This is a genomic window from Clostridium sp. AM34-9AC, from assembly GCF_003480225.1.
GTDB classification, from domain to species: Bacteria; Bacillota; Clostridia; order Lachnospirales; family Lachnospiraceae; genus Acetatifactor; species Acetatifactor acetigignens.
Genome location: NZ_QUIU01000015.1, coordinates 35,976 through 61,225, shown reverse-complemented (window position 1 = coordinate 61,225; position 25,250 = coordinate 35,976). Strand labels below are relative to the sequence as shown.

At 48.5% G+C, this 25,250-nt stretch carries 26 protein-coding genes; all 26 read right to left on the bottom strand.

Annotation, left to right across the window (positions count from 1 at the left end):
• Positions 1 to 30: 30 nt before the first annotated feature.
• On the bottom strand, positions 31 to 1,698 hold the full coding sequence (locus DW835_RS10470) for a hypothetical protein (RefSeq protein WP_118539713.1): 1,668 nt from the start codon (positions 1,696 to 1,698) through the stop codon (positions 31 to 33).
• A gap of 51 nt (positions 1,699 to 1,749) precedes the next feature.
• Positions 1,750 to 2,151, bottom strand: coding sequence for a hypothetical protein (locus DW835_RS10465; protein ID WP_118539711.1), 402 nt, complete (start codon positions 2,149 to 2,151; stop codon positions 1,750 to 1,752).
• A gap of 45 nt (positions 2,152 to 2,196) precedes the next feature.
• Positions 2,197 to 3,747, bottom strand: a complete 1,551-nt coding sequence (locus DW835_RS10460) for a DNA methylase (RefSeq protein ID WP_118539709.1) — start codon at positions 3,745 to 3,747, stop codon at positions 2,197 to 2,199.
• A gap of 136 nt (positions 3,748 to 3,883) precedes the next feature.
• A complete protein-coding gene (locus DW835_RS10455) occupies positions 3,884 to 4,894 on the bottom strand; it encodes a GGGtGRT protein (RefSeq protein ID WP_022155099.1) in 1,011 nt (336 codons plus the stop codon).
• Positions 4,895 to 4,914: 20 nt separating this feature from the next.
• Positions 4,915 to 5,607, bottom strand: a complete 693-nt coding sequence (locus DW835_RS10450; protein ID WP_022155100.1) for a hypothetical protein — start codon at positions 5,605 to 5,607, stop codon at positions 4,915 to 4,917.
• Between the two features lie 205 nt (positions 5,608 to 5,812).
• Positions 5,813 to 6,364, bottom strand: coding sequence for an inorganic diphosphatase (locus DW835_RS10445; protein ID WP_117466331.1), 552 nt, complete (start codon positions 6,362 to 6,364; stop codon positions 5,813 to 5,815).
• A gap of 111 nt (positions 6,365 to 6,475) precedes the next feature.
• Positions 6,476 to 7,723, bottom strand: a complete 1,248-nt coding sequence (locus tag DW835_RS10440; RefSeq protein WP_118539707.1) for a glutamate-5-semialdehyde dehydrogenase — start codon at positions 7,721 to 7,723, stop codon at positions 6,476 to 6,478.
• Between the two features lie 29 nt (positions 7,724 to 7,752).
• Positions 7,753 to 8,328, bottom strand: a complete 576-nt coding sequence (locus DW835_RS10435; RefSeq protein WP_118539705.1) for a 5-formyltetrahydrofolate cyclo-ligase — start codon at positions 8,326 to 8,328, stop codon at positions 7,753 to 7,755.
• Entirely contained in the window at positions 8,325 to 8,543 is a 219-nt protein-coding gene (locus DW835_RS10430; protein ID WP_022312795.1) for a DUF896 domain-containing protein, read from the bottom strand. The genes DW835_RS10435 and DW835_RS10430 overlap by 4 nt, the downstream gene beginning before the upstream one ends.
• Positions 8,544 to 8,572: 29 nt before the next feature.
• Entirely contained in the window at positions 8,573 to 9,445 is an 873-nt protein-coding gene (proB, locus tag DW835_RS10425) for a glutamate 5-kinase (RefSeq protein WP_118539703.1), read from the bottom strand.
• Positions 9,446 to 9,561: 116 nt separating this feature from the next.
• Positions 9,562 to 11,202, bottom strand: coding sequence for an FAD-dependent protein (locus DW835_RS10420; RefSeq protein WP_118669128.1), 1,641 nt, complete (start codon positions 11,200 to 11,202; stop codon positions 9,562 to 9,564).
• An 86-nt stretch (positions 11,203 to 11,288) separates the two neighbouring features.
• Positions 11,289 to 12,515, bottom strand: coding sequence for an NAD(P)/FAD-dependent oxidoreductase (locus DW835_RS10415; protein ID WP_118669145.1), 1,227 nt, complete (start codon positions 12,513 to 12,515; stop codon positions 11,289 to 11,291).
• A gap of 23 nt (positions 12,516 to 12,538) precedes the next feature.
• Positions 12,539 to 13,201, bottom strand: coding sequence for a TM2 domain-containing protein (locus tag DW835_RS10410; protein ID WP_118669129.1), 663 nt, complete (start codon positions 13,199 to 13,201; stop codon positions 12,539 to 12,541).
• An 84-nt stretch (positions 13,202 to 13,285) separates the two neighbouring features.
• Positions 13,286 to 14,884 (bottom strand): hypothetical protein, encoded by a 1,599-nt coding sequence (locus DW835_RS10405; protein ID WP_118669130.1) that lies wholly within the window; start codon positions 14,882 to 14,884, stop codon positions 13,286 to 13,288.
• A 33-nt stretch (positions 14,885 to 14,917) separates the two neighbouring features.
• Positions 14,918 to 15,433 carry an rRNA maturation RNase YbeY gene (gene ybeY / locus DW835_RS10400; RefSeq protein ID WP_022312801.1) on the bottom strand — a complete coding sequence of 172 codons (516 nt, stop codon included), beginning with the start codon at positions 15,431 to 15,433 and terminating at the stop codon, positions 14,918 to 14,920.
• Positions 15,417 to 16,592: a hypothetical protein gene (locus DW835_RS10395; protein WP_118669131.1), complete on the bottom strand. Its 1,176-nt coding sequence runs from the start codon at positions 16,590 to 16,592 to the stop codon at positions 15,417 to 15,419. The genes ybeY and DW835_RS10395 overlap by 17 nt, the downstream gene beginning before the upstream one ends.
• A 2-nt stretch (positions 16,593 to 16,594) precedes the next feature.
• A complete protein-coding gene (locus DW835_RS10390; RefSeq protein ID WP_118503757.1) occupies positions 16,595 to 17,608 on the bottom strand; it encodes a PhoH family protein in 1,014 nt (337 codons plus the stop codon).
• A 7-nt stretch (positions 17,609 to 17,615) separates the two neighbouring features.
• A complete protein-coding gene (locus DW835_RS10385) occupies positions 17,616 to 18,851 on the bottom strand; it encodes a sporulation protein YqfD (RefSeq protein WP_022312804.1) in 1,236 nt (411 codons plus the stop codon).
• Positions 18,852 to 18,875: 24 nt separating this feature from the next.
• Positions 18,876 to 19,160 (bottom strand): YabP/YqfC family sporulation protein, encoded by a 285-nt coding sequence (locus DW835_RS10380; RefSeq protein ID WP_243037129.1) that lies wholly within the window; start codon positions 19,158 to 19,160, stop codon positions 18,876 to 18,878.
• A 33-nt stretch (positions 19,161 to 19,193) separates the two neighbouring features.
• Positions 19,194 to 20,498, bottom strand: coding sequence for a pyrimidine-nucleoside phosphorylase (locus DW835_RS10375; protein ID WP_118669132.1), 1,305 nt, complete (start codon positions 20,496 to 20,498; stop codon positions 19,194 to 19,196).
• Between the two features lie 44 nt (positions 20,499 to 20,542).
• The gene (gene nth / locus DW835_RS10370) at positions 20,543 to 21,178 is read right to left on the bottom strand and encodes an endonuclease III (protein ID WP_022312807.1); all 636 of its coding nucleotides are present in this window, start codon (positions 21,176 to 21,178) and stop codon (positions 20,543 to 20,545) included.
• A gap of 19 nt (positions 21,179 to 21,197) precedes the next feature.
• A complete protein-coding gene (gene rlmH / locus DW835_RS10365) occupies positions 21,198 to 21,677 on the bottom strand; it encodes a 23S rRNA (pseudouridine(1915)-N(3))-methyltransferase RlmH (RefSeq protein ID WP_118669146.1) in 480 nt (159 codons plus the stop codon).
• Entirely contained in the window at positions 21,677 to 22,576 is a 900-nt protein-coding gene (locus tag DW835_RS10360) for a TFIIB-type zinc ribbon-containing protein (protein WP_117466338.1), read from the bottom strand. The genes rlmH and DW835_RS10360 overlap by 1 nt, the downstream gene beginning before the upstream one ends.
• A gap of 15 nt (positions 22,577 to 22,591) precedes the next feature.
• Complete coding sequence (locus DW835_RS10355) at positions 22,592 to 22,891, bottom strand: Dabb family protein (protein ID WP_118537996.1); 300 nt, start codon at positions 22,889 to 22,891, stop codon at positions 22,592 to 22,594.
• Positions 22,892 to 22,935: 44 nt separating this feature from the next.
• The gene (gene gltA / locus DW835_RS10350; RefSeq protein WP_117466340.1) at positions 22,936 to 24,321 is read right to left on the bottom strand and encodes an NADPH-dependent glutamate synthase; all 1,386 of its coding nucleotides are present in this window, start codon (positions 24,319 to 24,321) and stop codon (positions 22,936 to 22,938) included.
• A gap of 50 nt (positions 24,322 to 24,371) precedes the next feature.
• A complete protein-coding gene (locus DW835_RS10345) occupies positions 24,372 to 25,250 on the bottom strand; it encodes a sulfide/dihydroorotate dehydrogenase-like FAD/NAD-binding protein (protein ID WP_022312812.1) in 879 nt (292 codons plus the stop codon).

Here is a 25,250-nt window from a genome sequence, read left to right as displayed (position 1 = left end):
ATAACGTGCAATTTCTACCGGAAAACGAAGTTATTTCCGCCTTTTGTCACAAAATATGAATAATTTCCGATACAATTCGTAATATCCAAAAACTGCCATGACAGAGAATACCGGAATGGTATTATATAGATATCTGGCTCTTGCCTCGAATAACATAACAAATAAAAACATACCGATAAATGTAACGATCATCACAGTAGAAAGACACAGCCGGTCAGACAGGTTCTCTTCTGTCCGGTATTTGGGTCTGCGGATTGTTGACGCCGCCGTCCACAAAAGCATACCGGCCTCTGTTATGACTCCCAACAGTACAAAAAGCCATAATCCCTGGCTGATCGTCGTAAACCAGATATAATTGCTGCCGTCCTGCCAGTAAAAAGCCCTCAGAGGTTCTTTCCAGGAGCTGTCTATGTTCAACGGATATTCCCACGCCTGAAAATACCCTTCCTGATACCAGCTGAACGTCCCGTCGTTAAAATTCATGACCTGCTTACGCAGCCAGAACCGGATTGTACCCCAAATACCACGATCACCGATTCTTTTGCGGATTCCTTCCATCTCATATTGTATCCGGGTATTTTTATCCGTACCAGCAAAAGATCGTACGATCTCAAGTCCCTCTCCGGAACAGGCCCCGGTAGTATCCTCATTGAGGCCGTTATACATATAATTACTCCAGCCGATCTCCATATCCGCATTATAATCATACTGTACGGAACAGTAGATTCCATGCTTACAGAAAGCCCCAAGTCCGAAAGCCGCTATCAGAAGCAAGATTTTTAAGCCGATCTTCTGCAGCCGCTTACGCATTGGCACCTCTTCCCAGGCGGACCATACCAGATCCACCAGTACTACCGCAATCAATGTGACATAGCAGGTGGCTTTCATGATTCCGCCAAGGCACCCCAGAAACATTATCAAAAACCATAAAAGGTATTTCCGTTTTCTCCCATTCTTCCGGAACAATGAATACAGTAGAAGAATCAGGATCGGCATGGCAATGGTGCTTCCGTCCGTATAGGGAATAATCTTCCAGGGAGAGATTCCCAGAAAGATGCTCTGAAAGACCAGGGCAATCACGGAAATTCCAAGGTTCCTGCTGACCTGAAGGACCAGAAGTACTGAACAGAATACCGCCAGTGACAGCATGACGCACTGGAACTGGATCCAGATAAATTCCGGATTGTAGGGATACCCCTTAAGTCCTGAGGCAAAAGAATACAACTGATACAAAAGCCATGTAACGGGAATATTATTACTGTAGATCGTATAGTAATCGTCATACCCCAGTGTCTGGCCCTCATAAAGCCAGCGGGCGGAATTGGCCACCATGCCGCAATCCCAGCCACCGTAAAATGCAATGCATTTGGATATTTTTATATTCACAAGACAGAACAGAATACAGACTGCCAGTGTGATCCCGGTAAACCAGACTGCTATGCGTCCGGTGTAAGGAATCTTTCGCAGAAAATAGTACGCTGCCCCCAGTACAGCCACTCCGATCACCGCGCACAGGGATAGTACTTTATTTCCCTCCACGGTAATGATCTTATGCATTTCGTTGTAGTTCATATTGGTCCCGTAGAATACTATATAATAGAAAACAGGAAGAAACAGTACAAGCAAAAGCACTGACAGTGTTGCTGTACTGATACATTTTTTCTTCATTGTCAGAAATTCCTTTCCATTCTTGTTCACAAAATACTATTGGTAATATTTTAGCATTTCTCTGAACTATTTACAATGTAACTACAGAAAATCGATCCCGTAGATCCTCTCTACCGGAATTTCTGTTCCCTGTATCCGAAGGCTTTTTGTGTTCTCATCGATTTTGCGGACACAGCCTTCTACGGCAGTATAACTGCCGCCGTCCTTTTTCTCATCCGGCACAAAATAAATAATTTTCACCGGTACTGTGTCCAGCAGATGCTGTTGCAAATAAGAAATCTGGCGGTCGATCTCCTGCTTCCTGTCCTCATCCAGTTCCACAAAACGGTCTGTCCGGCGGGCCGTTTCTCTCAGAGCGTCATCATATCCCGCCAATGCTGCAAACGGTGAAAACTGTGCAGCACGGTCCTGTAAAGCCATTCGGGGATGGGTGGCTGACACCGGGTGAGGCAGATGGAGCATGTCCTTATATTTTTCATTCATCTTTTTACTCTTTTCCTGTTATCGGATTTTGTGGTCCGATAAATATTATGCCTTATGTCCGCCAATCTGACGGTTCCTGTCTATGGTTGTGGCTCCCTCCTGCAGATCGGCAGCCTTCAGAATCGCATTCTTTCCATACTTTGATTTTACGCTTAGCATTGCTTCCTGCAAGTGTTTTTCTTTTTCCAGCCGTTCCTTTTCCAGCTGCTTTGTTTCCCGGGAAGTTTCCTTCTGCCCCGTTTGCAAAAAGCCTCCGGAGAACAGATCCAGCTGTTCGTAGAACGGCTCTTCCTTTACGCTGTCCGCATCCTTTAGATGATTGGCCACCAGAGTGATTCTTCGGGTCAGCAGCATGGGATCTACAATCCGTTCATATAATCCCATTGTTGTCTCTGTAATCCTGCTGACTGACGCAGTCATTGCATCAAGGTTTCCAGTGCCGTGGGCATGCTTCGGCACGCTTCTGCCATAACGATCTACCGTGATTTCACCATGATAATGATCTGCGATCTCCGGAATCTTCAGGTTGTCAATATCATAGCCAACAGTCAGCACGATCTGATCTGTGACCAGCTTTTTTTCCACCAGATCCATTGCCAGCTGTTCTGCCATTTCCCGGACTACGATCTTGGCCTGCATAAAATCCGTGGCGCAATGCAGTACCTGACCGGAGCTGATACAGTTAGTCTCCGGTCGATAGGATTTGATCAGGTCCATGGTCACCGGCTCATACCCCCAGGCATGATCGATCAAAAGCTCCGCATTGATGCCGAACATCCGGTACAGCAAATCTTCGTTATAGTAATCTCCCGGTCCTCCGATAGAGCATCTGGCCACATCGCCCATGGTAAACATTCCGGCGGCTTCCAGCTTCTTGCGGTATCCGGCGCCGACTCTCCAGAAATCCGTCAACGGCCTGTGATCCCACAAAAGTTCCCGATAGCTGATCTCATCCAATTCGGCGATCCGGACTCCGTTATCATCCGGTTCCATATGCTTTGCTACAATATCCATGGCAATCTTGCACAGGTACAGATTGGTTCCGATTCCTGCTGTGGCGGTCAGCCCTTTTTTCTCCAGAATCTCTGTTGCAATTCTGGATGCTAGTTCTCTCGCTGTCATACCATAGGTCTTCAGGTATTGTGTCACATCCAGAAACACTTCATCAATAGAATAGACATGAATATCTTCCGGTGCGATATATTTCAAATAAATATTATAGATCTGGGTACTATATTCCAGATATCTCGCCATCCGGGGCGTGGCGGTCACAAAACCAACTTCCAGTTCCGGATGCCTCTGCAATTCATCCGCAAAGGTGCTTTTTCCCAAAAATCTGCCGCCAGGGGACCGCACTTTCCGCATGGCATTTACTTCTCTTACTTTGGAGATCACTTCGAACAGTCTTGCCCGTCCCGGGATTCCATAGGATTTCAGAGAGGGAGATACCGCCAGGCAGATGGTCTTCTGCGTCCGGGAAGCATCCGCCACCACCAGATTCGTATTCAAAGGATCCAGCCCTCTGTCAACGCACTCCACGGAGGCATAAAAAGACTTCAGATCCATGGCAATATAAGTATGGGATTGTGATTCCATTGCTGCCTCCTTTCAAACACTTTCTATAAATGATTATAGCAGAATGCATGTTCGATTACAAAGTAATTTTGTGGAAAAAAAGACTCCCGAACAATGTCGGGAGCCTTGAAATCCTTGATTTATCTGATTTTATGTTTTAGAACTTACCAGCCTTAGCAGCTTCCTCGATGGATACAGCAACAGCTACGGTAGCACCTACCATCGGGTTGTTGCCCATGCCGATCAGACCCATCATCTCAACGTGTGCAGGTACGGAGGAAGAACCAGCGAACTGCGCGTCAGAGTGCATACGGCCCAGAGTATCGGTGAAACCGTAAGAAGCGGGACCTGCAGCCATGTTATCGGGATGCAGAGTACGTCCGGTACCGCCGCCGGAAGCTACGGAGAAGTACTTCTTGCCTGCTTCCAGTCTCTCCTTCTTGTAAGTACCAGCTACGGGATGCTGGAATCTGGTAGGATTGGTAGAGTTACCGGTGATGGATACGTCTACGTTCTCCTTCCACATGATAGCTACACCTTCGGGAACGCTGTTAGCGCCGTAGCAGTTAACCTTAGCACGAAGTCCCTCAGAGTAAGCAATTCTCTCTACCTCGGTAACGGTATTGGTGTAAGGATCATAAGAGGTCTCTACAAAAGTAAATCCGTTGATACGGGAAATGATCTTTGCAGCATCCTTACCAAGACCGTTCAGGATAACACGTAAAGGCTTCTGACGAACTTTGTTAGCCTTCTCTGCGATACCGATCGCACCTTCTGCTGCTGCGAAGGACTCATGTCCAGCCAGGAAACAGAAGCAGTCGGTATCCTCTTCCAGTAACATCTTGCCCAGGTTACCATGACCAAGACCTACCTTACGGGTATCCGCAACGGAACCGGGAATACAGAATGACTGTAAGCCTTCACCAATTGCTGCTGCTGCTTCAGATGCCTTTCTGCAGCCTTTCTTGATTGCGATTGCAGCGCCTACAGTGTAAGCCCAGCAAGCATTTTCAAAACAGATGGGCTGGATCTTCTTAACCTGATCGTATACATCCAGACCAGCATCTTTCGTGATCTTCTCTGCTTCTTCGATAGAGGAGATACCATAGCTGTTCAGTACAGCGTTGATCTTATCAATACGTCTTTCATATGATTCAAATAAAGCCATTTTTTCTGTCCTCCTGTATCTTATTGTTTTCTGGGATCGATGATCTTAACTGCATCATCTACACGACCGTACTGGCCCTTAGCCTTTTCCCATGCAGTGTTAGCATCGTCACCCTTCTTGATGAAGTCAGTCATCTTGCCAAGGTTAACGAACTGGTAACCGATGATCTGATCATCCTTGTCCAGAGCGATACCGGTTACATAACCTTCTGCCATCTCCAGATAACGGGGACCCTTCTTCAGAGTACCGTACATAGTACCAACCTGGCTTCTTAAGCCCTTACCGAGGTCTTCCAGACCTGCACCGACAGGCAGACCTTCCTCAGAGAATGCACTCTGGGTACGTCCGTATACGATCTGTAAGAACAGCTCTCTCATAGCGGTATTGATTGCATCACATACAAGGTCAGTATTTAAAGCTTCCATAACGGTCAGACCGGGCAGAATCTCAGCAGCCATAGCTGCGGAGTGGGTCATACCGGAACATCCAACGGTCTCAACCAGAGCCTCCTGGATGATGCCTTCCTTAACGTTCAGGGTAAGCTTACATGCACCCTGCTGAGGTGCACACCAGCCCACACCGTGAGTCAGACCGGAAATATCCTTAACTTCTTTTGCCTGCACCCATTTTGCCTCTTCGGGAATGGGAGCACAACCATGATGTACGCCCTGTGCAACGGGACACATTTCTTCAACTTCTTTTGAATAAATCATGTGAAATCTCCTTTCAATATGTACTTATAATACTATTGATAAAATAATATCATAATGGTCATGTTCATTCTCTCATATTTCCTTTAAAAAATCTAGGGGTTTTGACAATTTTTTTCAATAGTTTATAGAAATAAACACCGTATCCCCAATGAACTGCATGGGAAATACGGTGCTTTGTGATTGTTGAAAATCAATTATCAACAGCTTACCAACTCTTGATAAAGGTATCGATGTAGTTGTCCAGACACTTTTTAATGACTTCAATCGCTTCTTCTCTGTTGCCCTTTTCATTGACTGCGGTAGTCTTGTTCTCCAGTGCCTTGTATACCGTGAAGAAATGCTCCATTTCATCCACCACATGACCCGGCAGTTCGGAAATATCATGGTAGCAGTTATAATTGGGATCATTGAAAGGAACCGCAATGATCTTTTCGTCATTTTTACCGTTGTCCAGCATGGAGATCACGCCGATAGGATACGCTCTTACCAAAGTCATGGGCTGTACCGGCTCGGAGCACAGTAACAGTACATCCAGCGGATCCCCGTCATCACCGTAGGTTCTGGGAATAAAACCGTAGTTCGCAGGATAATGGGTGGAGGTATGCAGGATACGATCCAGGATCAGAAGGCCTGTCTCCTTGTCCAGTTCATACTTGTTCTTGCTGCCCTTGGAAATCTCGATGACACAGACAAAATCTGTGGGAGTGACTCTCTGGGTGCTCATAGTGTGCCAAATACTTCCATTTACTTCTTTCATAAATCTTCTCCTCTTCCTCTATAGTTATTTCCGACAGATGTCTTTGCATACAGGACAAAATATCCAGCCGGAGAATACGCAGATTATCCGCCTGTAGCGGGTCGCAAGTGCTTATCTGCGGATCTGACCGTTTCCATGTATCTTGTATTTATAGGAGGTCAGCTCCTTCAGGCCCATGGGGCCTCTGGCATGCAGCTTCTGGGTGCTGATACCGATTTCTGCACCAAATCCAAACTCGAAACCGTCTGTAAATCTTGTGGAGGCATTGACATAAACACAGGCTGCATCCACTTCGTTTAAAAATTTCTCTGCAGTCTCCGTATTTTCCGTCACGATACATTCGGAATGCTTCGTATTGTAACGGTTGACATGGGCAATGGCCTCTTCCACGCTGTCCACAGTCTTGACAGACAGAATATAATCCAGATACTCCGTACCGTAATCTTCTTCTGTAGCGGGAATGCAGTCCGGCAGGATCTCCCGGGTGCTTTCGTCTCCCCGCAGTTCTACGTTCTTCGTCTTCAGGGCTTCCGCCATCTTCGGAAGGAACTTATCCCGGACGGCACGATGCACCACCAGAGACTCACAGGCATTGCAGACACCGATCCGCTGGGTCTTGGCATTCATCAGTATTTTTACCGCCATATCCACATCCGCATCCTTGTCCACATAGACGTGGCAGTTGCCGGTTCCGGTCTCTATGACGGGGATCGTGCTGTTCTCCACCACGCTGCGGATCAGTCCCGCACCGCCTCTTGGGATCAGCACATCCACATATTCCTTCATCTTCATAAACTGCGCAGTGACCGCACGATCCGTATCTTCGATCAGCTGTACGGCAGTCCTGGGCATACTGCAGGCTTCCAGTGCATCCTGTAATACTTTGACAATAGCGATATTGGAATGAATGGCATCGCTGCCTCCCTTTAAGATCACTGCATTTCCCGTCTTAAAGCACAATCCGAAGGCATCCGCCGTCACGTTGGGACGAGCCTCATAGATAATGCCGATAACCCCTAACGGTACTCTGACTTTATCGATTTTCAGTCCGTTGGGACGTTCGAAATGTTCCATGGTCTCACCGATGCAATCCGGAAGAGCCGCAATCTGCCGAAGGCCCTCTGCAATCTGCGCGATTCTCTCTCCGGTAAGCTTCAGACGATCCAGCAGTCCCGGATTCATTCCGTTGTTTTTCCCGTTTTCCAGATCCAGTACGTTGGCTGCAAGGATCTCTTCCTGCCTTTCACACAGATCATTTGCCGCTGTCTGCAGCGCCTTGTTTTTCTCTTCTGTAGTAAGCTTCTGCAATACATATTTGGCATCGCAGGCATTTTTTCCCAGTTCTAAAAGTTCCGACATTCCTTCCCCGCCTTTCCAAAACCAAAGATTTATACCAAAATCACCTGATAGGGCTTTACATCTGTCTCTTCCACAGGAACACTTTCGACCTGCTGGCAGCGGAACCCGACAGCAATACTGCGAAGTCTTAAGGCTTCCCTGTCTGCCAGATAGCGGTCATAAAATCCGCCGCCGTATCCCATCCGGTTGCCCAGGGGATCAAATACACTTCCCGGCATCAGAAGCAGACAGTTTGCTGCCTCTTCGGGAGCATATTCATAGCTCTCCGTATTGCCTTCCGGCTCCAGGATTCCCTTATAGCCCTCTTTCAATTCCGTCAGGGATTGAATCCGGTAAAAACGCATTTCCTGACCTTCCACCTTCGGAACATAGACACGTTTGCCATCCTGCAGGGCATTCTCCAGAATCTCTGTCGTGCAGATTTCATTTCCGTAGCTGACAAAGCCCAGAATCGTATCCGAGAGGTAATACCACTGGTGTCCCAGAATCCGCTCGGTAATGAGAAGATTCCCTCTCTCCCGTTCCGGCTCCGTCAGTGCCGCCCTGCGGGCCAGCACTTCCCTGCGCAGTTTCTTTTTCACTTCTCTGCGTTCTTCTGTGCTCATTTCTTCTTTTTATAGGACGGCTTTAATTTTTCAATGGTGCCGTCCGGCCTTTCGATTTCGATGCTGTCCAGCTGCGCCTTCATATTGCGCTTGATGCTGTCCACGTATTCCTGTCTGAGAATGGACTGTTCCAGCTTTTCTTCGTCGGTCAGTCCCTCGCTCTGAGATTTATGATAAAGCTCATTGATGCGCTTTATTCTTTCATCCATATTCATAATGTATTCCTCTTTTCGTTGACGTATCATCACTGATTTTTGTGCAGATTCTGTACAAATTCCGGCAGATCAAAGCTTTCATCCTTATGTGCCACGAATAAAGTACCTTCGTTTTCACCGGATAACAGACGATGAAGTACTCCGATGTCCTTGCTGTTGGCAATGATCATATCCACATCCGAACTGGTGGCAATCTTCGCCGCGATCATTTTGGTATTCATGCCGCCGGTCCCCACATTACTGCCGGTACTGGCCTTGCCCATATGCATGAATTCCTCCGTGAGTTCATCCACCTGTTCGATAAATTCCGCATTGGGATTCTGCCTGGGATCATCGGTGTAGAGGCCATCGATATCTGACAACAGGATCAGCAGATCTGCATCGATCAGTGCTGCCACAATAGCCGACAGGGTATCGTTGTCACCGATCTCAATCTCGTAGGTCGCTACCGTATCATTTTCATTGACAACGGGAATTGCTCCCATTTTCAATAGCTGGGTGAAGGTATTATGGGCATTGTAGCGGTTCAGATTGTCCACGATGGTATTTTTCGTCATCAGGATCTGTGCTGCCACCTGATTGTACTCCGCAAAAAGCTTCTGGTAGGTCATCATCAGTCTTGCCTGGCCGATGGCGGAACAGGCCTGCTTGATCGCCATGGATTCTGCCTGAGTCTGCCCCTCCGTAGTCTTTAAATGCACTGCCTGTTTTCCGGCGGCAATAGCACCGGAAGTCACAAGTACGACTTCTTTCCCCTGATTGCTGATATCGCAAAGCTCTCTTACCAGCTTTTCCAGACGGATATAATCCAGGTCTCCCGTCTCGGCATGCTGTAAGGAGGAAGAACCGATCTTAACGACGATTCTTTTCTTATCCTTGATTTGTTCCCTTATATTATTCACGTGATTGCCTTTCTAAGTCCATATTATTACAGTAATATTCAGCGCCTCCCCCGAAAAACCGATCTGCAGGATGCAATCTCTGAATATTTGAATCATATAACATTTTCTGCCATACGTCAACGCTGTAGCGGAGCAAACTGTGAAGCGATCTGTTCTGCTACGCGGATACCGTCCATGGCGGCGGAAGTGATTCCTCCGGCATATCCGGCCCCCTCTCCACAGGGATAGCAACCCCGGATGGCAGACTGTAACTCTTCATCCCGTTCGATCCGCACCGGGGAAGACGTCCTGCTTTCCACACCGGTCAGGATCGTTCCCGGAGAGGCAAAGCCGTGGATCTGTCTGTCAAAGCTGTCCATCCCCTCCACGAAGGCCCGGTTACACTCTGCCGGAAGAATTCCGGTAAGATCCGCCCATTCATAAGCACCTTTACACTGTGGTTCCAATGCTTCCGGGCCACTTCTTTGTACTCCGTCCGTTTCCGCAGGATGCTCTCCGGTGACTTTCTCCCTGAAATCTCCGTACCGCTGTACCGGCAGTTTCCCATCGCATAATTCATAAGCTCTCTGTTCCAGTCCCCGCTGGAATTCGATTCCTGCCAGTGGATGATCGGAACCGTAATCCGCAGGAGTCACCGCAACGATAATGGCGCTGTTGGCATTTTTCCCGTCACGGCCGCTGTAGCTCATACCATTGACCGCCAGTCTTCCCGGCTCGGAAGATGCGTTGACCACATAGCCGCCCGGACACATACAGAAAGAATACACTCCTCTGCCGGTGCTTGTCTTAGCCGTCACCTTATAAGCCGCTGCACCCAGACCTTTTACCGACTCAGCGCCATACTGACTCATATTGATCAGGCTCTGGGGATGCTCCACACGGAATCCCACTGCAAAAGATTTCGCCGACATGGGAAACTGCTTCCGGTACAACATGGAAAAAGTATCTCGGGCACTGTGCCCCGGTGCCAGTACCACCTGCTCACAGGGGAGCACTTCCGTGTCATTCACCTTTACTCCTGTGACCTGCCCGTTCTCTGTAAGGATCTCCGTCATCTGACTATGAAATCGGACTTCCCCACCCATACGCAATATTTCTTCCCGCATGCTTTTTACCACTTTGCTCAGGACATCCGTACCAATATGGGGCTTGGCCTGATAAAGAATTGCCGGATCAGCACCGTGCTTTACGAAAGTTTTCAATACTTCCGTATTTCTGCCGTATTTGTCCTTTACCAAAGTATTCAGTTTACCATCCGAAAAAGTTCCGGCACCGCCTTCTCCAAACTGCACATTGGAATCCGGCTTTAATCTGCCCGTCTGCCAGAAAGCTTCTACATCCGCCTGTCTGGCATCCACGTCTGCACCCCGTTCCAGAATGACAGGTGCATAGCCGTGCTGTGCCAGATAATATCCGCAAAAAAGTCCAGCAGGACCCATTCCGATGATCACAGTGGGATGCTTCTGCTGCGTTGAACCTTCTGCAGGAAAAAGATATTCCGTTTTTTCGGTCAGCAGAACATTGGCTTTTCCAAGTCTGCGGCAGGCATCCTTATATACTTTTTCTTCCTTTTTCACCGTTACATTCACACTGTAACTGTAAAAAAGTGCCGGCTTTTTTCTGGCATCCAGAGACTGCCTTACGATCTGCAGTTCGAGGATATCCGCCGCCGGGATCCGTAAGTACTGTGCCGTCTTATGTATAAGCTGCTCCCGGGTATGATCTACCGGAAGCTTCAGCTGATTTAATCTGATCATTTTCATCCTCATATCTTTCAATGACCTGCCGCCTTTCCGGAGCTTTTGCACCTTACGCAGGCATACGTCACGTGTAAAAAATTATTTTATGCTAACGCAGCGTGGTATCCCGCCAGATAACCACTGCTCCAGGCCCATTGGAGATTATAGCCCCCGCATCGGCCATCCACGTCCAGGATCTCCCCCGCAAAATAGACCCCGGGGCAGATCTTTGATTCCATAGTAGGCTTTATTTCCCGTACATCCACGCCTCCGGCGGATACCTGTGCATTTTCGTAAGGATTGCTCTCTGTGATATGCAGTTTCAGGTTACGGCAGAGATTATAATAAGCATGAATCTTTTCCTCCGGGATCTCCTTCATGGGAGTAGCCAGACGAATCCCTGCCATTTTTAGCAGCGCAGCGGTCAGTTTTTTATGTAACATTCCGGTAAAGAATTCCTCTGCTGTCCGGTCTCCCTGTAAAAGTTTCCGCCCTGCCTGTAATTCTTCATAGCTTTCCTGTGTCAGATCCGGCAAAAAGTCAATCTGTGCTGTCACGTTCCGCCTGTCCCTGAGCAGATAGTTCACCCTGCGGCTTAGCTGGAAAATGGGAATGCCTGAGATGCCGTAATCCGTCAGCTGTAGTTCTCCCCGTTCCCGGCATATTTCCCCGCCGTCACAGAAGACCCGGATCTCACTGTCCGCCCGGACACCGGCAATCCCCTTTAGCAGGTCGGTCTCCTGACAGCGCAGCTGCACCAGTGCGGGCACTGAAGGAATGCAGGTGTGTCCCATTTTTTTTGCAATTTTAAATCCACTGCCGTCCGATCCGGTAGCCGGTGCGGCTTTTCCACCACAGGTCACAATCGCCGCATCGAACTGCCATGTCTTTTCTCCGTCACTGACCTGCAGCTTTCCGGAGGCCAGTTTTTCGACCTTTGTGATCTTGCACTGATACTGTATCTCCACACCGAGTGCCTGTAATTCATAACGCAGCACGTCCAGCACCGCAGCCGCCTGCTCACACACGGGATATAGATAGCCGTTTTTCTCCTTTACCATCAGACCGATACTTTGGAAAAAGCGTATCGTATCCTCCGTATCAAAATGTTCCAGCACATCCCGGATCCATTCCAAATCTCCACCGTGATAACACTCCACGGAAAGCGCACGATTTCCCAGATTGCATTTCCCGTTTCCTGTCTGCAATATTTTCTTTCCCACACGGTCATTACGCTCCAGGATCGTCACCTGTGCGCCTTCTTTTGCCGCGGTTATGGCTGCCATCATTCCGGCAGCGCCTCCGCCGATCACACCGATCTGTTTTTTCATCTGCATCACCTTTATTCAGAATTCTAGGACGAATACGTCTCCAGAAAATCATACAATGTTTCTTCATCCGGAACAAACAGCATGTCCATGATCTGGAGCTGTATCTGTTCCGGCAATTCTTCCAGCGAGATCCCGGTATTGATATATACCGTGGATCTGTCTTCCAGATAGACCACCACTTCATTGTCCGACACCGCCAGATAAAAACTTGCGCTGGGCTGGACATAACGGTAATCCATACGGACCATTACTTTTTCCCGGGAAAAAGACAATACCTCCAACCCCACAAAGCCCCGCTCGATCTCCGACAATGGCGGATGGGCCGCATAGAGTTCCATGGTCTCCAGAAAATTTTCCCTGTTCATCCCAATATATTTATGTGGGATCTTCCATGAGGTCTCCACTGTGGTACCCCGTACAATATCTGCCTCTTCCAACACATATTCAGTATCCGCACAAAGTGTCTCCCCGGAGGCTGCCGCCTCCACACTGGGTGCCACCTCATAAGGATCTGTGTCTGCCGCAGTCTCCTCTTCCGTGAGCGGCAGGGCAAGTCGGTTCTCATTCAGATCCTGCCATTGTCCGGGATAGAAAAAATGAATGCCCCAGACACCAAGAAAGATTCCAAGAATTAAAAACACAACCGGAATCACAAAAAAGTAACTGATACGTTTTACAAATTTCATACTGCCTCACATCCATGATGTTTCTATTGACTCTTTGTATCAGTATCAGTTATTTTATCGAAAATATACATCCGTAAAACAGTTTTAGAGCAGCCGGAGCGTTTTTCCGAAAGCACGCAGCACTTTACCGCCGGGAACATAATTCAGATCCTGTCCACGGAAACTGCGTAACATCAAAAGCAAAAACCAGTAGACCGCACCGGTGATCACCAGTTCCAGCAGCACCGTTACCATCGCCCCCAGATGGGGCAGGCAGATCTTCTCCAGCCCAAAAGCCAGCAATCCGCAGGCACAGCAGCTTCCGGCGGGAATTGCCAGTGTCCGCAACAGATCCGGCCAGGTCTTCATTCGAAGGCAGGCAAGTATGCCGAGAACAATTCCTCCCGCTGCCGTCCCCAGCACAAGGCTTAAAGATAATGCCGTTGTTGTATTTCCCGTATTCAGAAGAATCAGCAATATCACGATGCTCACGATATCCAGAATGCCGTATCCTGCCAGGAGCAGATGCTTTTCCCCCCGAAGTTCCAGTATCTCCGAAAAATAAAACAAAAGCAGAAGCCACAGAATCAGCGAAGATCCCGTAGTGAACAAACCGGTAAGTGCCATTTCCGCAGATTTATCCAAAGCCTGTGACAGTGGTGTTGCCAGTACCGCGATCCCTGCCGTGAAAAAGAATCCATGTACCACCGTCCCCTGTACTCCTGCCTGAAATGCAGTTCTGGCATATCTTTCTTCTTTTTTACGGATATGGCTGCCGGTTCTGGCCACCCCCGGCAGAATTCCCGCACTTAAAATTGCTACGGGCATCAGGATCGTGATCAGATATCTGCCGACGAAAATACCATACGCAGAAACGGATGCATAAATATCCGTCGATCTTTTCTGGAAGAAAAGCAGGCCGATCCACAAAGGCAGTAATAAAAACATGTCTCTGAGAATATCCCCACCCATAGGAATCAGTAATGTACGCAGCTGCAAGGAGAAAGAGTCCGTTCCCTTCATACCGCTTTCCGCTTCTCTTCTGCCTGCCATGCTGCCACGGTAGATCACAAAGACAAATAGCAGTACCAACACCTCCGAAAGCAGCATTCCCACTGCGATACCCATGGCTCCGTACATGGATGTAAAGTCTGCCCTTTTTAATAAAAGACTTACTTTCTCCCCGTAGTTCCGGAAAATCCCCAGGAACACCAGACCCAGGCCCAGGAAAAATACCTGCCGCAGCACCGAAGATACCGCAGATGGCATTTCCGAACCTTCACTCTGAAAATATCCTAAAAATACCGACTGGATACAACGAAGAAAAAGTGCCGGGCTTAAGATCCACAGGATCATGCTTCCGTAAGGCACCAGAAAGACTTTTTCCAAAAGAATCCAGCCCAGACTCATGCACAAAACAGTCCCAAGAAGTCCCTCTGCGATCTGGAACAGCATCATGTTCTTACGCATTCTGGAGACATTCCGATACTGCCCCCTGGCATTTCTGCCCCGAAGCATTCTGCCCATTCTGTCCGGCAGATTTTTCCCGGTAAGCACCCAGAACAGGGCAAATACCAGAACAGCCGCTGCCAGATATCCCAGGCCGTTATCTCCGATGCTTTTCCCGAACACCCAGATATTGATACAGGCAAGGACATAGGAAAAACTCTGTATTTGTCTTCTTTTTACTTCCACCTGATTCATGTAAGCTACCTTTACGTGTATGACACGCCCTTTTTAATCTCTTGTAATTCCAAGGGATGCGAGAACCTGCTCCTGCTTTGCCTCCATTACCTTTGCCTCATCTTCTTCCATATGGTCATAGCCACACAGATGAAGCATACTGTGAGCGACCAGAAATGCGAACTCTCTCTTCTGGCTGTGTCCATAGCTTTCCGCCTGCTCTTTGACCCGGTCCACAGAAATAATGATATCCCCGAGGATCAGTTCTCCTGTATCCGGATCAAAATAATCTGCCTCTCTGTCCTCAGAGATTTCAAAATCCCCAGGCTCATCGAAATCCAGATTGGGGAAGGACAATACATCAGTCTCCCGGTCAATCTTCCGGTATTCCTTATTGTAAGCATGAATACCGTCATTGTCTGTCAACAGTACATTTAACTGGATCTCATAGGGACATCCCTCCATATCCAGAACCGCCGTGGCTACCTGCTCCACGGTCTCCTCTATGGGGAAACTGTTTTCCCCATTTGAAAATGTCTCATCGGTTTCATTTTCAACGTAAAAAGTCATAGTATAATTTCTCCTCCTTGAATATCTTCTGCATCCGGTTCCAGTCCCTTAAGGACAGGTCACATTCGCTGAAAATACCTTTTTCCCGGATTCTCTCAAAAATCCTGTCAATCACCTGCTCATAATCCGGCTTCTTCTCCGGTTCCTTCTGCAACAGCAAAAGGATCGCACTGACTACCGCATCCGAACAATACAGCACTGCGGTCTCCGCTTTTTTGTATTTCCGGGTTCCTTTATATTCTTCCAGGATCTCCGATGCGCCTGCCGGGAATTCCATATCCGGTGTCTCCTGCATAAGATCCCAGCCTTTTCTGTGATATAATCCGGCACATTTCAGGGCATCCCTGTCCAGTTCCAGCTTATTTGCGATCCGCTCACAGAAATAGGCTGTATGTACACACAGGAAATATTCGGATCGGTCTTCCTCGCGGTACTTTACCAGTACCTGATTCTCGGTGTCATTCAGTTCCAGATATTTTACACGATCCCTGAACACCACTGTACCCGAAAAAATTTTCAAAATACCCAGAAGCAGTATTCCCGACACGATCAGATTTGCTGCCGGAACCAGAAACTGTTCCAGACTTAAATGTTCATTGGCAAGCAGTACCACATTTGCGGTCTCGCACAGCAAAAGGCAGAACAGAGATAAGAACAGGGGGATCCCGATGGCAAATTCCTGCTCTAAATGCTGGAAAAGACAGGCTGCAAAAACACCGCTGATAAAATACAGGAAAAAAATGCCCACCGACTGTCCCCACAGCGTGGCAATCATCAGAAACACCCCGGAAAACACAATTCCCACTGATAGATTGCTGAACAGGGACAATACCACAAAGACCGCCAGAAACGGCCATCCTCCCGCCGGAAGGAATGCACAGGCCAGCGAAAACAAAAGGCTGCACCAGACAGCGGTCCAGAATCTCATCAGGTGCTCTCCGTTATCATAATCCAGGCGGGAATCCACTACCTCCCTGCGCAGGAAAAATCCTGACACTGCAAGTCCCAGTGCTGCCATCACGGCATCCCGCAGGGCATTTTCCACAGACAACTGTTTTCCCAAAAGTCCCAGTCCGTAGACTGCGGCACCTCCGATCAGTACCGTAAGGATCTCCGGCAGCAAAAACCGCGAAAATCCGTTTTTCTCTTTGTTCTTCATATTTATCTGTTTCCTTTATCCGGACGTTTGTTTAATCTCGGACTTCTTTTGCTTTTGATCGTCCGGGCTTCATAGTCATCGTAAGCTTTTACGATCTTCTGTACCAGCGGATGTCTTACCACGTCTTTGCTGGTCAAGGTACAGAAGGCAATATCATCGATATTTTTCAGAACTCTGGCTGCTACATCCAGACCGGATTTTGCTCCCACGGGAAGATCCTTCTGGGAGGAGTCACCCGTTACGATCACTTTGGAGCCGAAACCGATACGGGTCAGGAACATTTTCATCTGTGCCGGTGTGGTATTCTGTGCTTCATCCAGAATAATATAGGCATTGTCCAGTGTCCGGCCTCTCATATAGGCAAGCGGTGCCACTTCGATCAGACCCTTTTCCATATTTTTGGCAAAACTTTCCGCTCCCATGATCTGATACAGGGCATCGTACAGGGGACGCAGATACGGGTCTACCTTACTCTGCAGATCACCGGGCAAAAAGCCCAGCTTTTCTCCGGCTTCAATGGCCGGTCTGGTCAGGATGATACGGCTCACCTCGTTGTTCTTAAAAGCGGTGATCGCCATGGCCATGGCCAGATACGTCTTACCGGTACCGGCCGGTCCCAGTCCGAATACGATCATGTTTTTCCGGATGGCATCCACATAAGCCTTCTGCCCCAGGGTCTTGGGCTTGATCGGCTTTCCGCTGATGGTATGGCAGATGCAGTCCGCATCCATCTCCATCAGTTTTTCCTCCTGGTCTTCTTTTCCCATTTCAATGGCATAATCCACGCTCTGTTCTTCGATCTCATTGCCGTGATCCGACAATGCGGTCAGCTGTCGTAATACCCGGGAGGCCTTCGAAACGTTTTCTTCTTCCCCAGTGATCATTACACTTCCGTTGCGGTCCACAATAGTTACCTGAAAATCCTGTTCCAGCTTCTTGATGTACGCATCCTGCATACCGAAGATCTTCTGCATCTGTTCTGTATCCATTTCCAGACGGATTGCTGTCACACTCATTTATGTCTTAATCCTCATTTCTGTCCAAATCTTCTGCTCCGGTATCCTCCGCCCGGGAATCTACCAGACTGACCGCCGCTTCCCGCAGCAAAAGTTCCCCGTGTGCGGTCCAGCCGGCGCGCTTTGTTTCTATTTTAACATCTTTCGAGATTATTTGTACCCCTTTTTCATCTAAAGTTTCAAGAAAATCCATGATTTTTTTCTGTAAAACCGTTTCTGCTTCCGACACTGTATAATAATATTCAGTTTTCTGATACTCTCTGTACGTGATCCTGCCTACCATGCAGGGGATCTGCAGATACTCCAACGCTTTTACGGGACATGCTTCCAGCACGCTGTCATATTGCAAAAAATCCATTTTTTTCTCCGGTTTCCACTCCCGGTCACCGAAATGGATAAAATAGAATGTTTTTTGTCTTCCGGTGTATTTTTTCCGGATATAATCTGCCGGAAGATATGCCTGAAAGGTTCCGGTATGCTCCAGCACTATATCCGCATCCGGGGTCACCGGCCGATATTCCCTGACGGTTCCATCCTCGGCATATATGGGGATCCTGCCTTCCACCAGAATATCTCCTTTTGCCACTTCACTGCCTATGGATACTTTCGGGACACCACAACGCACGATCATATCCGTGATCACCCCGTTGCATTCTGCCACCAGATCTTTTCCTGCCCCTGCCGCATCCTGCACGACTTCTGGAACCGACATATCGTTTTCCTTTACTTCGATCACCAGTCTGGTCCCGTCCAGACGGCCGGAGGTCCAGGTAACCTGCGAAAACTTCCGTCTTATCTGTTTTTCCAGCTCACCTATATTCAGTTCACTCCTTCGCATTCCGGTGTGAATGCCCTCCTGCTCCAGGAAGGAATAGAACACGTCATCCGTCACCTGATAATTGCCAGTCACCTGAATATCCCACACAAATAAAGACGAAATCAGCCAGAAAGCCACCGCCAGAAATAAACCTGCCAGAAACGCTTTTCTGCGCAGCATTCCCGGCACAAAAAAGGGTAGTCCATATCTTTCCGATATGACTACCCTTACTTTTGTCTTTCTGGCGATGGGCCGCAGTTCGTAAAAAGACCGCAGGCCGATGCACATGGTATAAACATCTTCCTGTTTTTCTATATTCCACAGCAATATTCCCTTATTACTGCACAGATTGATAAATCGCTGCGGTGCAAAGCCCCATACCCGGATCTTCACATAACCCTGCAGACGTTTGACCCACTCCGTCATCCTGTTAACCTCTCATCCAAATGATTATTCACGCAAATATCGCAGTGCACTGATATTTCCGCTGATCTTCATATCTTCATTGGTATAATAGTCGATGGAAAGCCTGGTTCCCTCCAGGCACACCTGACAGGTCTTGGCCTGCAAAAGGATCCGCTCTCCGGTATATTCCAGGATTCCTCTGTAATTTTCAATCCAGGCTTCGGAGTTTCCCGTCAGCGTCACCCGCAGTGCTCCCATACAGACATCCTTGGGTAACTGCAGGGAATCGATCCATTTTTCTTTTTTCGATGGCATTCTCTTCATTTTCATATAAAACTATATGAAAGCGGATGCCGGAATATGTTACTGTAAAATCCCTTTGATCAGAGGTTCTGCCTCCGGCTGATGGCCGGTGATGAAATAGGCACTCCGGAACTTTTCCTTCGCCGCTTCCAGGCGTTTCTCATCATTGGCATGAAGGTATCCCAGTACCTCTCCCTTTTTCACCGCATCCCCTTTTTTCTTCTCTAAGAGGATGCCAACAGACAGGTCGATCTCACTTTCCTTGGTCTCTCTTCCGCCGCCTAAGAGCAGAGAACAAATTCCGATATCCTCACAGGCAATTTTTTCTACAAAGCCGTCTCTGTCCGCACAGACAGGAACCACCATGGATGCCTTCGGCAGAAGCTCCGGATCCGTTACCGCCGCAGGGTCACCGCCCTGGGCCTCCACAAACTGCTCCAGCTTCCGTAAAGCACTTCCATCTCTGATGACATTTGTAAGCATATTTCTGGCTTCTTCGACACTCTCCGCCTTACTACCGGCAAGTAACATCCGACTTCCCAGTACCATACAAAGTTCTTTGAAATCTTCCGGGCCTTCTCCCCGCAGGGTTGCAATGGCTTCCTTCACTTCCAGGGCATTTCCCACAGCCCGGCCCAGCGGCTGATCCATATCCGAGATTATGGCAATAGTCTTACGTCCGGCATTCTTACCGATCTTCACCATTTCCTCCGCCAGAGCAAAAGCATCCTCCCTGCTCTTCATAAAGGCACCGCTTCCGGTCTTGACATCCAGTACAATGGCATCTGCACCGGCTGCCAGTTTCTTGCTCATGATGGAACTGGCAATCAGGGACATATTATCTACGGTAGCTGTCACATCCCGCAGGGCGTACAGCTTTTTATCCGCCGGTGCCAGATCTGCGGTCTGTCCCATAATGGCAATGCCGATCCGATTCACATTTTCAATAAACTGCTTCGTGGTCAGTGATGTGGAAAATCCGGGAAAGCTTTCCAGCTTGTCAATGGTCCCTCCGGTATGGCCCAGGCCTCTGCCGCTCATCTTGGCCACCGGGATCCCACAGGCAGCCACCATGGGTGTCAATGCCAGAGAAGTCTTATCTCCCACACCTCCGGTACTGTGTTTGTCCACCTTGCAGCCATGGATTCCGGACAGATCCAGCATCTCACCACTGTGTGCCATGGCCATGGTCAGTTCATAAGTCTCCTTCTCGGTCATCTTCTGAAAGTAGATCGCCATCATCAGCGCGGATACCTGATAATCAGGAATCTCTCCACGGGTATAGCCCTCGATAAAAAAGTGGATCTCTTCTTTCGAAAGCTCTCCGCCGTTTCTTTTTTTCATGATAATGTCATACATCCTCATAGGCTTTGCTCCTGTCTGCGGCAGTAGATTTCCCTGTCCGCCTTTTATATGCCGACTTTTTTACAGATGTCACTGATACAGCATTTTTCGCAGTAAGGATGGGTTCTGGCGGTACACACTTCTCTGCCGTGATATACCAGTCTGTGGCAGAAATCGCTGCCTTCTTCGGGCGGAATGATCTTCCACAGCTCCTTCTCCACCTTTGCCGGTTCCCTGATCCCGTCCACAAGTCCCATACGGTTCACCAGGCGGATACAGTGGGTGTCTGTCACAATGGCAGGTCTGCCAAAGACATCCCCCATGACCAGATTCGCACTTTTTCTGCCCACTCCAGGCAGAGACAATAATTCGTCAAAATCGTCTGGAACCTTTCCGTCATATTTATCCCGCAGAATCTTCATGCAGGCACTGATATCTCTGGCTTTGCTGTGACCCAGGCCACAGGGCTTTACAATGGCCTCGATCTCTTCCACCGGAGCCTCTGCCAGGGCATCCACATCCGGGAACTTCTCATACAGCTTTTCCACTACGATATTTACCCGGGCATCGGTACACTGAGCTGCCAGGCGGACACTGACAAGCAGTTTCCATGCCTGATCGTAATCCAGAGTGCATCCGGCATCCGGGTATTCCTTTTTCAGACGTTCTATAATTTCTAATGCACGTTGTTTTTTTGTCATATACTTCTACTTTTACTCTTTATTTATGGTAAGGTTCGTGCTGAATGATCCGGAATGCACGATAGATCTGTTCGCACAGGATCTCTCGCATCAACTGATGAGGAAATGTCATTTTGGAAAAGCTTAAGGCCAGATCCGCTCTTTTACAGACACTTGGATGCAAACCAAGCGATCCGCCAATGACAAAGCAGATATGGCTTTTTCCTCTGACAGTGCAATCTTCAATCCATGCCGCAAATTCTTCGGAAGAAAAGTTTTTACCGGCAATCTCCAGCGTAACGATCAGGGCATCCTGTGGCAGTTTCGCCAGGATCCTCGCCCCTTCTTTTTCACGGATCTGATCTTCCAGAGCCGCACTGGCTCCATCCGGTGTCATTTCATCCGTCACTTCGATGATATTTAACTTCGTATAACGCCCCAGACGTTTGCTGTATTCTTCTATGGCGTCCCGGAAAAATTTCTCCTTGATCTTCCCTACACATACGATGGATATTTTGATCATTCTTCTGCTCCGTTTGTATCCGGGAAGATCTGTTCATAGATCTTTGTGTCAATAAGGTTCTCCAGCATCTGCTGATCCAGATTCATAAACTGATGATTCATCTGGCTGCGGATTACTTCGAATCTCTTGTAATAAAGAGCCTCTTCCGGTGTATCTGCAGCATTTTCAATCTGAGCGTCAATTTTTTCCGCCGTCAGATTTTCTTCACTCCACTTCAGAAGAGTATCCACCAGAGAGTTCTCGGACTCTGCCTTTTTCTCAAAAAGCTTTGCATTCCGCATGGATACCACGCCCATGACAATGAACAGAATGAAAACAGCACTCATCACTCCGTAGAACATATAGGGGTTGCCGATGTTCAAAGGAAGTACGCCGGTAATTCCCAGGATCATGACAAGCATTCCGAGGATTCCCACCACCAGCAGTACCCAGGCAGAGGAACGATTCTCCTCTGCTTTGGCTCCACTGTTCATATAAGTAAGTCCACCCTGGGCGGAAGCTGTTTTCAGCAGTTCTCCGGGATTGACTTCCTCCGATGCTTCTTCTGTCTCCGGCATCAGGAATTCATCTACCGCAGCCTCTTCCTCAGCAGCATTTTCCGTCCGCTCTTTTTCCTGCTGTTCCAGAAATACCCGGGCAATCGTCTTCGCCTGTTTTTCCTCTTTTGCATCTACAAACAGTTCATAGACCTGCTCCGCCTCATCGAAGGAAAGTTTGCTCTTGCGGATCCCATTGTATGTAAGGAAGTCTTTCAGTTTCTCCATTTCGTCCTGTTCACCGAACAGCACGGAAGTCCAGTCCGTCAATTCTTCCTCGCTTACCAGCGTTTCTCCGCAATCGGGACATACGGTGATTCCTTCCCGATATTCGTTTTTACATTTCGGACACCATGCCATATACCAACACCATCCTTAATACTCGTAATCCAGGCAGGCTCTGTTGCCTGCCACGGATCCAATATATTCCTTTGCTGCCAGATGATCCGGATGCACCTGATAGGCAGCCAGCGCCTCAGTATCTGTAAACTCAGAGATCAGAGCCACATCCCGGTTGCTGCTGTCCAGTTCATTGATGATCACTTCCACCTTTACGGCACCGGGAACCTTTTCTTTGATGGGCTCCAGTAACTCCTTGATCTTCCCGGCGGTCTCTTTCTTTTCCTGTTTTGTCAGATTGCCTTCCAGACTCCACAGAACAATATGTCTTACCATGTAATCCTCCATTCCATCCTGTCTGTGGACAGGATCCGGGGTGTTTATTTTGTACTCAGATATTCGTCAATGCCTTTGGCAGCAGCTTTTCCTGCGCCCATGGCCAGAATAACGGTCGCTGCTCCGGTTACCGCATCTCCGCCGGCATAGACACCTTCCTTTGTGGTCTTACCATTGTTCTCGTCCGCAATGATGCACTTCCACTTGTTGGTATCCAGTCCCTTGGTTGTAGAAGAGATCAGAGGATTCGGGGAAGTACCCAGAGACATGATCACGGTATCCAGTTCCATCACGAATTCAGATCCCGGAACCTCTACCGGACGGCGTCTGCCGCTCTCATCGGGCTCACCCAGTTCCATGCGGATGCACTTCATACCGGTCACCCATCCCTTATCATCGGAAAGAATCTCAGTAGGATTGGTCAGCAGATCAAAGATGATGCCTTCCTCTTTTGCATGATGTACTTCTTCCACTCTGGCAGGCAGCTCCTCTTCGCTTCTACGGTATACAATGTGTACCTCCGCACCCAGACGAAGTGCGGTTCTTGCTGCATCCATCGCCACGTTACCGCCGCCGACAACGGCTACCTTCTTACCATGCATGATAGGAGTTCTGGAGTCGGGATCAAAAGCCTTCATCAGGTTGCTTCTGGTCAGGTACTCGTTGGCAGAGAAGACACCGTTGGCATTCTCACCGGGGATACCCATGAACTTCGGCAGTCCGGCACCGGAACCGATGAATACAGCCTGAAAACCTTCCTCATCCATCAGCTGGTCGATGGTCACGGATTTACCTACCACCACATTAGTCTCAATATGAACACCGAGAGATTTTACATTCTCGATTTCTTTTGCCACAACACCGGTCTTGGGAAGACGGAACTCGGGAATACCGTATACCAGTACACCGCCTGCCTCATGCAGTGCTTCGAAAATGGTCACATCATATCCCAGCTTTGCCAGATCTCCGGCACAGGTAAGACCAGCAGGGCCGGAACCGATCACAGCTACCTTCTTACCGTTCTTCTGTGCTGCGGGAGTGGGCTTGATGCCATTCTCTCTTGCCCAGTCAGCCACAAAACGCTCCAGCTTACCGATGGAGATCGGATCTCCCTTGAAGCCACGGATACATTTTCCTTCACACTGGCTTTCCTGAGGGCATACACGGCCGCAGACAGCGGGAAGGGCGCTGGATTCACTGATAATACGATAAGCCTCTTCAATGTTGCCGTTCTTCACCTGTTCAATGAACTGTGGAATCTGGATTGCTACGGGGCAGCCCTTTACACACTGTGCATTTTTACAGTTAATGCAGCGGGAAGCCTCTTCCATTGCTTCTTCTTTGTTATATCCGAGACAAACCTCTTTGAAATTGGTAGCACGTTCCTTCGCATCCTGCTCTCTGACAGGAATTCTCTTTAATACATCCATTTTATTTTAACCATGCCTTTCTGATTTATCGTGTTCAAACTTTTGTATGACTACTGGCAGTTGCCGCAGCCACCGTGATGGGTATCTCCCTCTTCCAGGGCCAGCATTGCACGTCCTTCTGCAGTCTTGTAGATCTGCTGACGTCTCATTGCCTCATCAAAGTTTACTTCATGTCCATCGAACTCCGGTCCGTCTACACAGGCGAACTTTACCTTGCCGCCGACAGTTACACGGCATGCACCGCACATTCCCGTACCGTCTACCATAATAGGATTCAGACTGACAACTGTGGGAATCTCCAGTTCTTTGGTTAAGAGACACACGAATTTCATCATGATCATAGGACCGATGGCAATACACAGATCGTACTTTTTACCTTCTGCCACCAGATCCTTGATGGTCTGGGTTACCATACCGCTTCTTCCATAGGAGCCGTCATCGGTGGTTACATACAGATTTCCTGCGACAGCTTCCATCTCCTTCTCCAGGATCAGAAGATCTTTGGTCTTGCTTCCCACGATAACATCTGCAGCAACGCCATGCTCATGCAGCCATTTTACCTGGGGATATACCGGTGCCGCACCGACACCACCAGCCACGAAGAGGATCTTCTTTGCCTTTACCTCATCCAGAGGCTGTTCTACCAGTTCGGAAGGACATCCCAGAGGACCTACGAAATCATGGAAGTATTCTCCCTCGGAAAGCTGTGCCATCAGTTTTGTACCGGCACCAACGGTCTGGAACACAATGGTTACTGTTCCTTTTTCCCTGTTGTAATCACAGATAGTCAGAGGGATACGCTCACTCTCGCTATCCATTCTTACGATGACAAACTGACCGGGTTCACAGGTCTTTGCCACTCTGTCTGCTTCTACCTCCATAAGATAGATGTTGGTTGTCAGCTCCTGTTTTTTTACGATCTTATACAT

What these genes read in the sequence shown, in the direction of transcription:
- DW835_RS10465 (WP_118539711.1), bottom strand. Translation starts at nt 2,151, where the DNA reads ATGAATGAAAAATATAAGGACATGCTCCATCTGCCTCACCCGGTGTCA.
- DW835_RS10460 (WP_118539709.1), bottom strand. Translation starts at nt 3,747, where the DNA reads ATGGAATCACAATCCCATACTTATATTGCCATGGATCTGAAGTCTTTT.
- DW835_RS10455 (WP_022155099.1), bottom strand. Translation starts at nt 4,894, where the DNA reads ATGGCTTTATTTGAATCATATGAAAGACGTATTGATAAGATCAACGCT.
- DW835_RS10450 (WP_022155100.1), bottom strand. Translation starts at nt 5,607, where the DNA reads ATGATTTATTCAAAAGAAGTTGAAGAAATGTGTCCCGTTGCACAGGGC.
- DW835_RS10445 (WP_117466331.1), bottom strand. Translation starts at nt 6,364, where the DNA reads ATGAAAGAAGTAAATGGAAGTATTTGGCACACTATGAGCACCCAGAGA.
- DW835_RS10440 (WP_118539707.1), bottom strand. Translation starts at nt 7,723, where the DNA reads ATGTCGGAACTTTTAGAACTGGGAAAAAATGCCTGCGATGCCAAATAT.
- DW835_RS10435 (WP_118539705.1), bottom strand. Translation starts at nt 8,328, where the DNA reads ATGAGCACAGAAGAACGCAGAGAAGTGAAAAAGAAACTGCGCAGGGAA.
- DW835_RS10430 (WP_022312795.1), bottom strand. Translation starts at nt 8,543, where the DNA reads ATGAATATGGATGAAAGAATAAAGCGCATCAATGAGCTTTATCATAAA.
- DW835_RS10420 (WP_118669128.1), bottom strand. Translation starts at nt 11,202, where the DNA reads ATGATCAGATTAAATCAGCTGAAGCTTCCGGTAGATCATACCCGGGAG.
- DW835_RS10415 (WP_118669145.1), bottom strand. Translation starts at nt 12,515, where the DNA reads ATGAAAAAACAGATCGGTGTGATCGGCGGAGGCGCTGCCGGAATGATG.
- DW835_RS10410 (WP_118669129.1), bottom strand. Translation starts at nt 13,201, where the DNA reads ATGAAATTTGTAAAACGTATCAGTTACTTTTTTGTGATTCCGGTTGTG.
- DW835_RS10405 (WP_118669130.1), bottom strand. Translation starts at nt 14,884, where the DNA reads ATGAATCAGGTGGAAGTAAAAAGAAGACAAATACAGAGTTTTTCCTAT.
- ybeY (WP_022312801.1), bottom strand. Translation starts at nt 15,433, where the DNA reads ATGACTTTTTACGTTGAAAATGAAACCGATGAGACATTTTCAAATGGG.
- DW835_RS10395 (WP_118669131.1), bottom strand. Translation starts at nt 16,592, where the DNA reads ATGAAGAACAAAGAGAAAAACGGATTTTCGCGGTTTTTGCTGCCGGAG.
- DW835_RS10390 (WP_118503757.1), bottom strand. Translation starts at nt 17,608, where the DNA reads ATGAGTGTGACAGCAATCCGTCTGGAAATGGATACAGAACAGATGCAG.
- DW835_RS10385 (WP_022312804.1), bottom strand. Translation starts at nt 18,851, where the DNA reads ATGACGGAGTGGGTCAAACGTCTGCAGGGTTATGTGAAGATCCGGGTA.
- DW835_RS10380 (WP_243037129.1), bottom strand. Translation starts at nt 19,160, where the DNA reads ATGAAAATGAAGAGAATGCCATCGAAAAAAGAAAAATGGATCGATTCC.
- DW835_RS10375 (WP_118669132.1), bottom strand. Translation starts at nt 20,498, where the DNA reads ATGAGGATGTATGACATTATCATGAAAAAAAGAAACGGCGGAGAGCTT.
- nth (WP_022312807.1), bottom strand. Translation starts at nt 21,178, where the DNA reads ATGACAAAAAAACAACGTGCATTAGAAATTATAGAACGTCTGAAAAAG.
- DW835_RS10360 (WP_117466338.1), bottom strand. Translation starts at nt 22,576, where the DNA reads ATGGCATGGTGTCCGAAATGTAAAAACGAATATCGGGAAGGAATCACC.
- DW835_RS10355 (WP_118537996.1), bottom strand. Translation starts at nt 22,891, where the DNA reads ATGGTAAGACATATTGTTCTGTGGAGTCTGGAAGGCAATCTGACAAAA.
- gltA (WP_117466340.1), bottom strand. Translation starts at nt 24,321, where the DNA reads ATGGATGTATTAAAGAGAATTCCTGTCAGAGAGCAGGATGCGAAGGAA.
- DW835_RS10345 (WP_022312812.1), bottom strand. Translation starts at nt 25,250, where the DNA reads ATGTATAAGATCGTAAAAAAACAGGAGCTGACAACCAACATCTATCTT.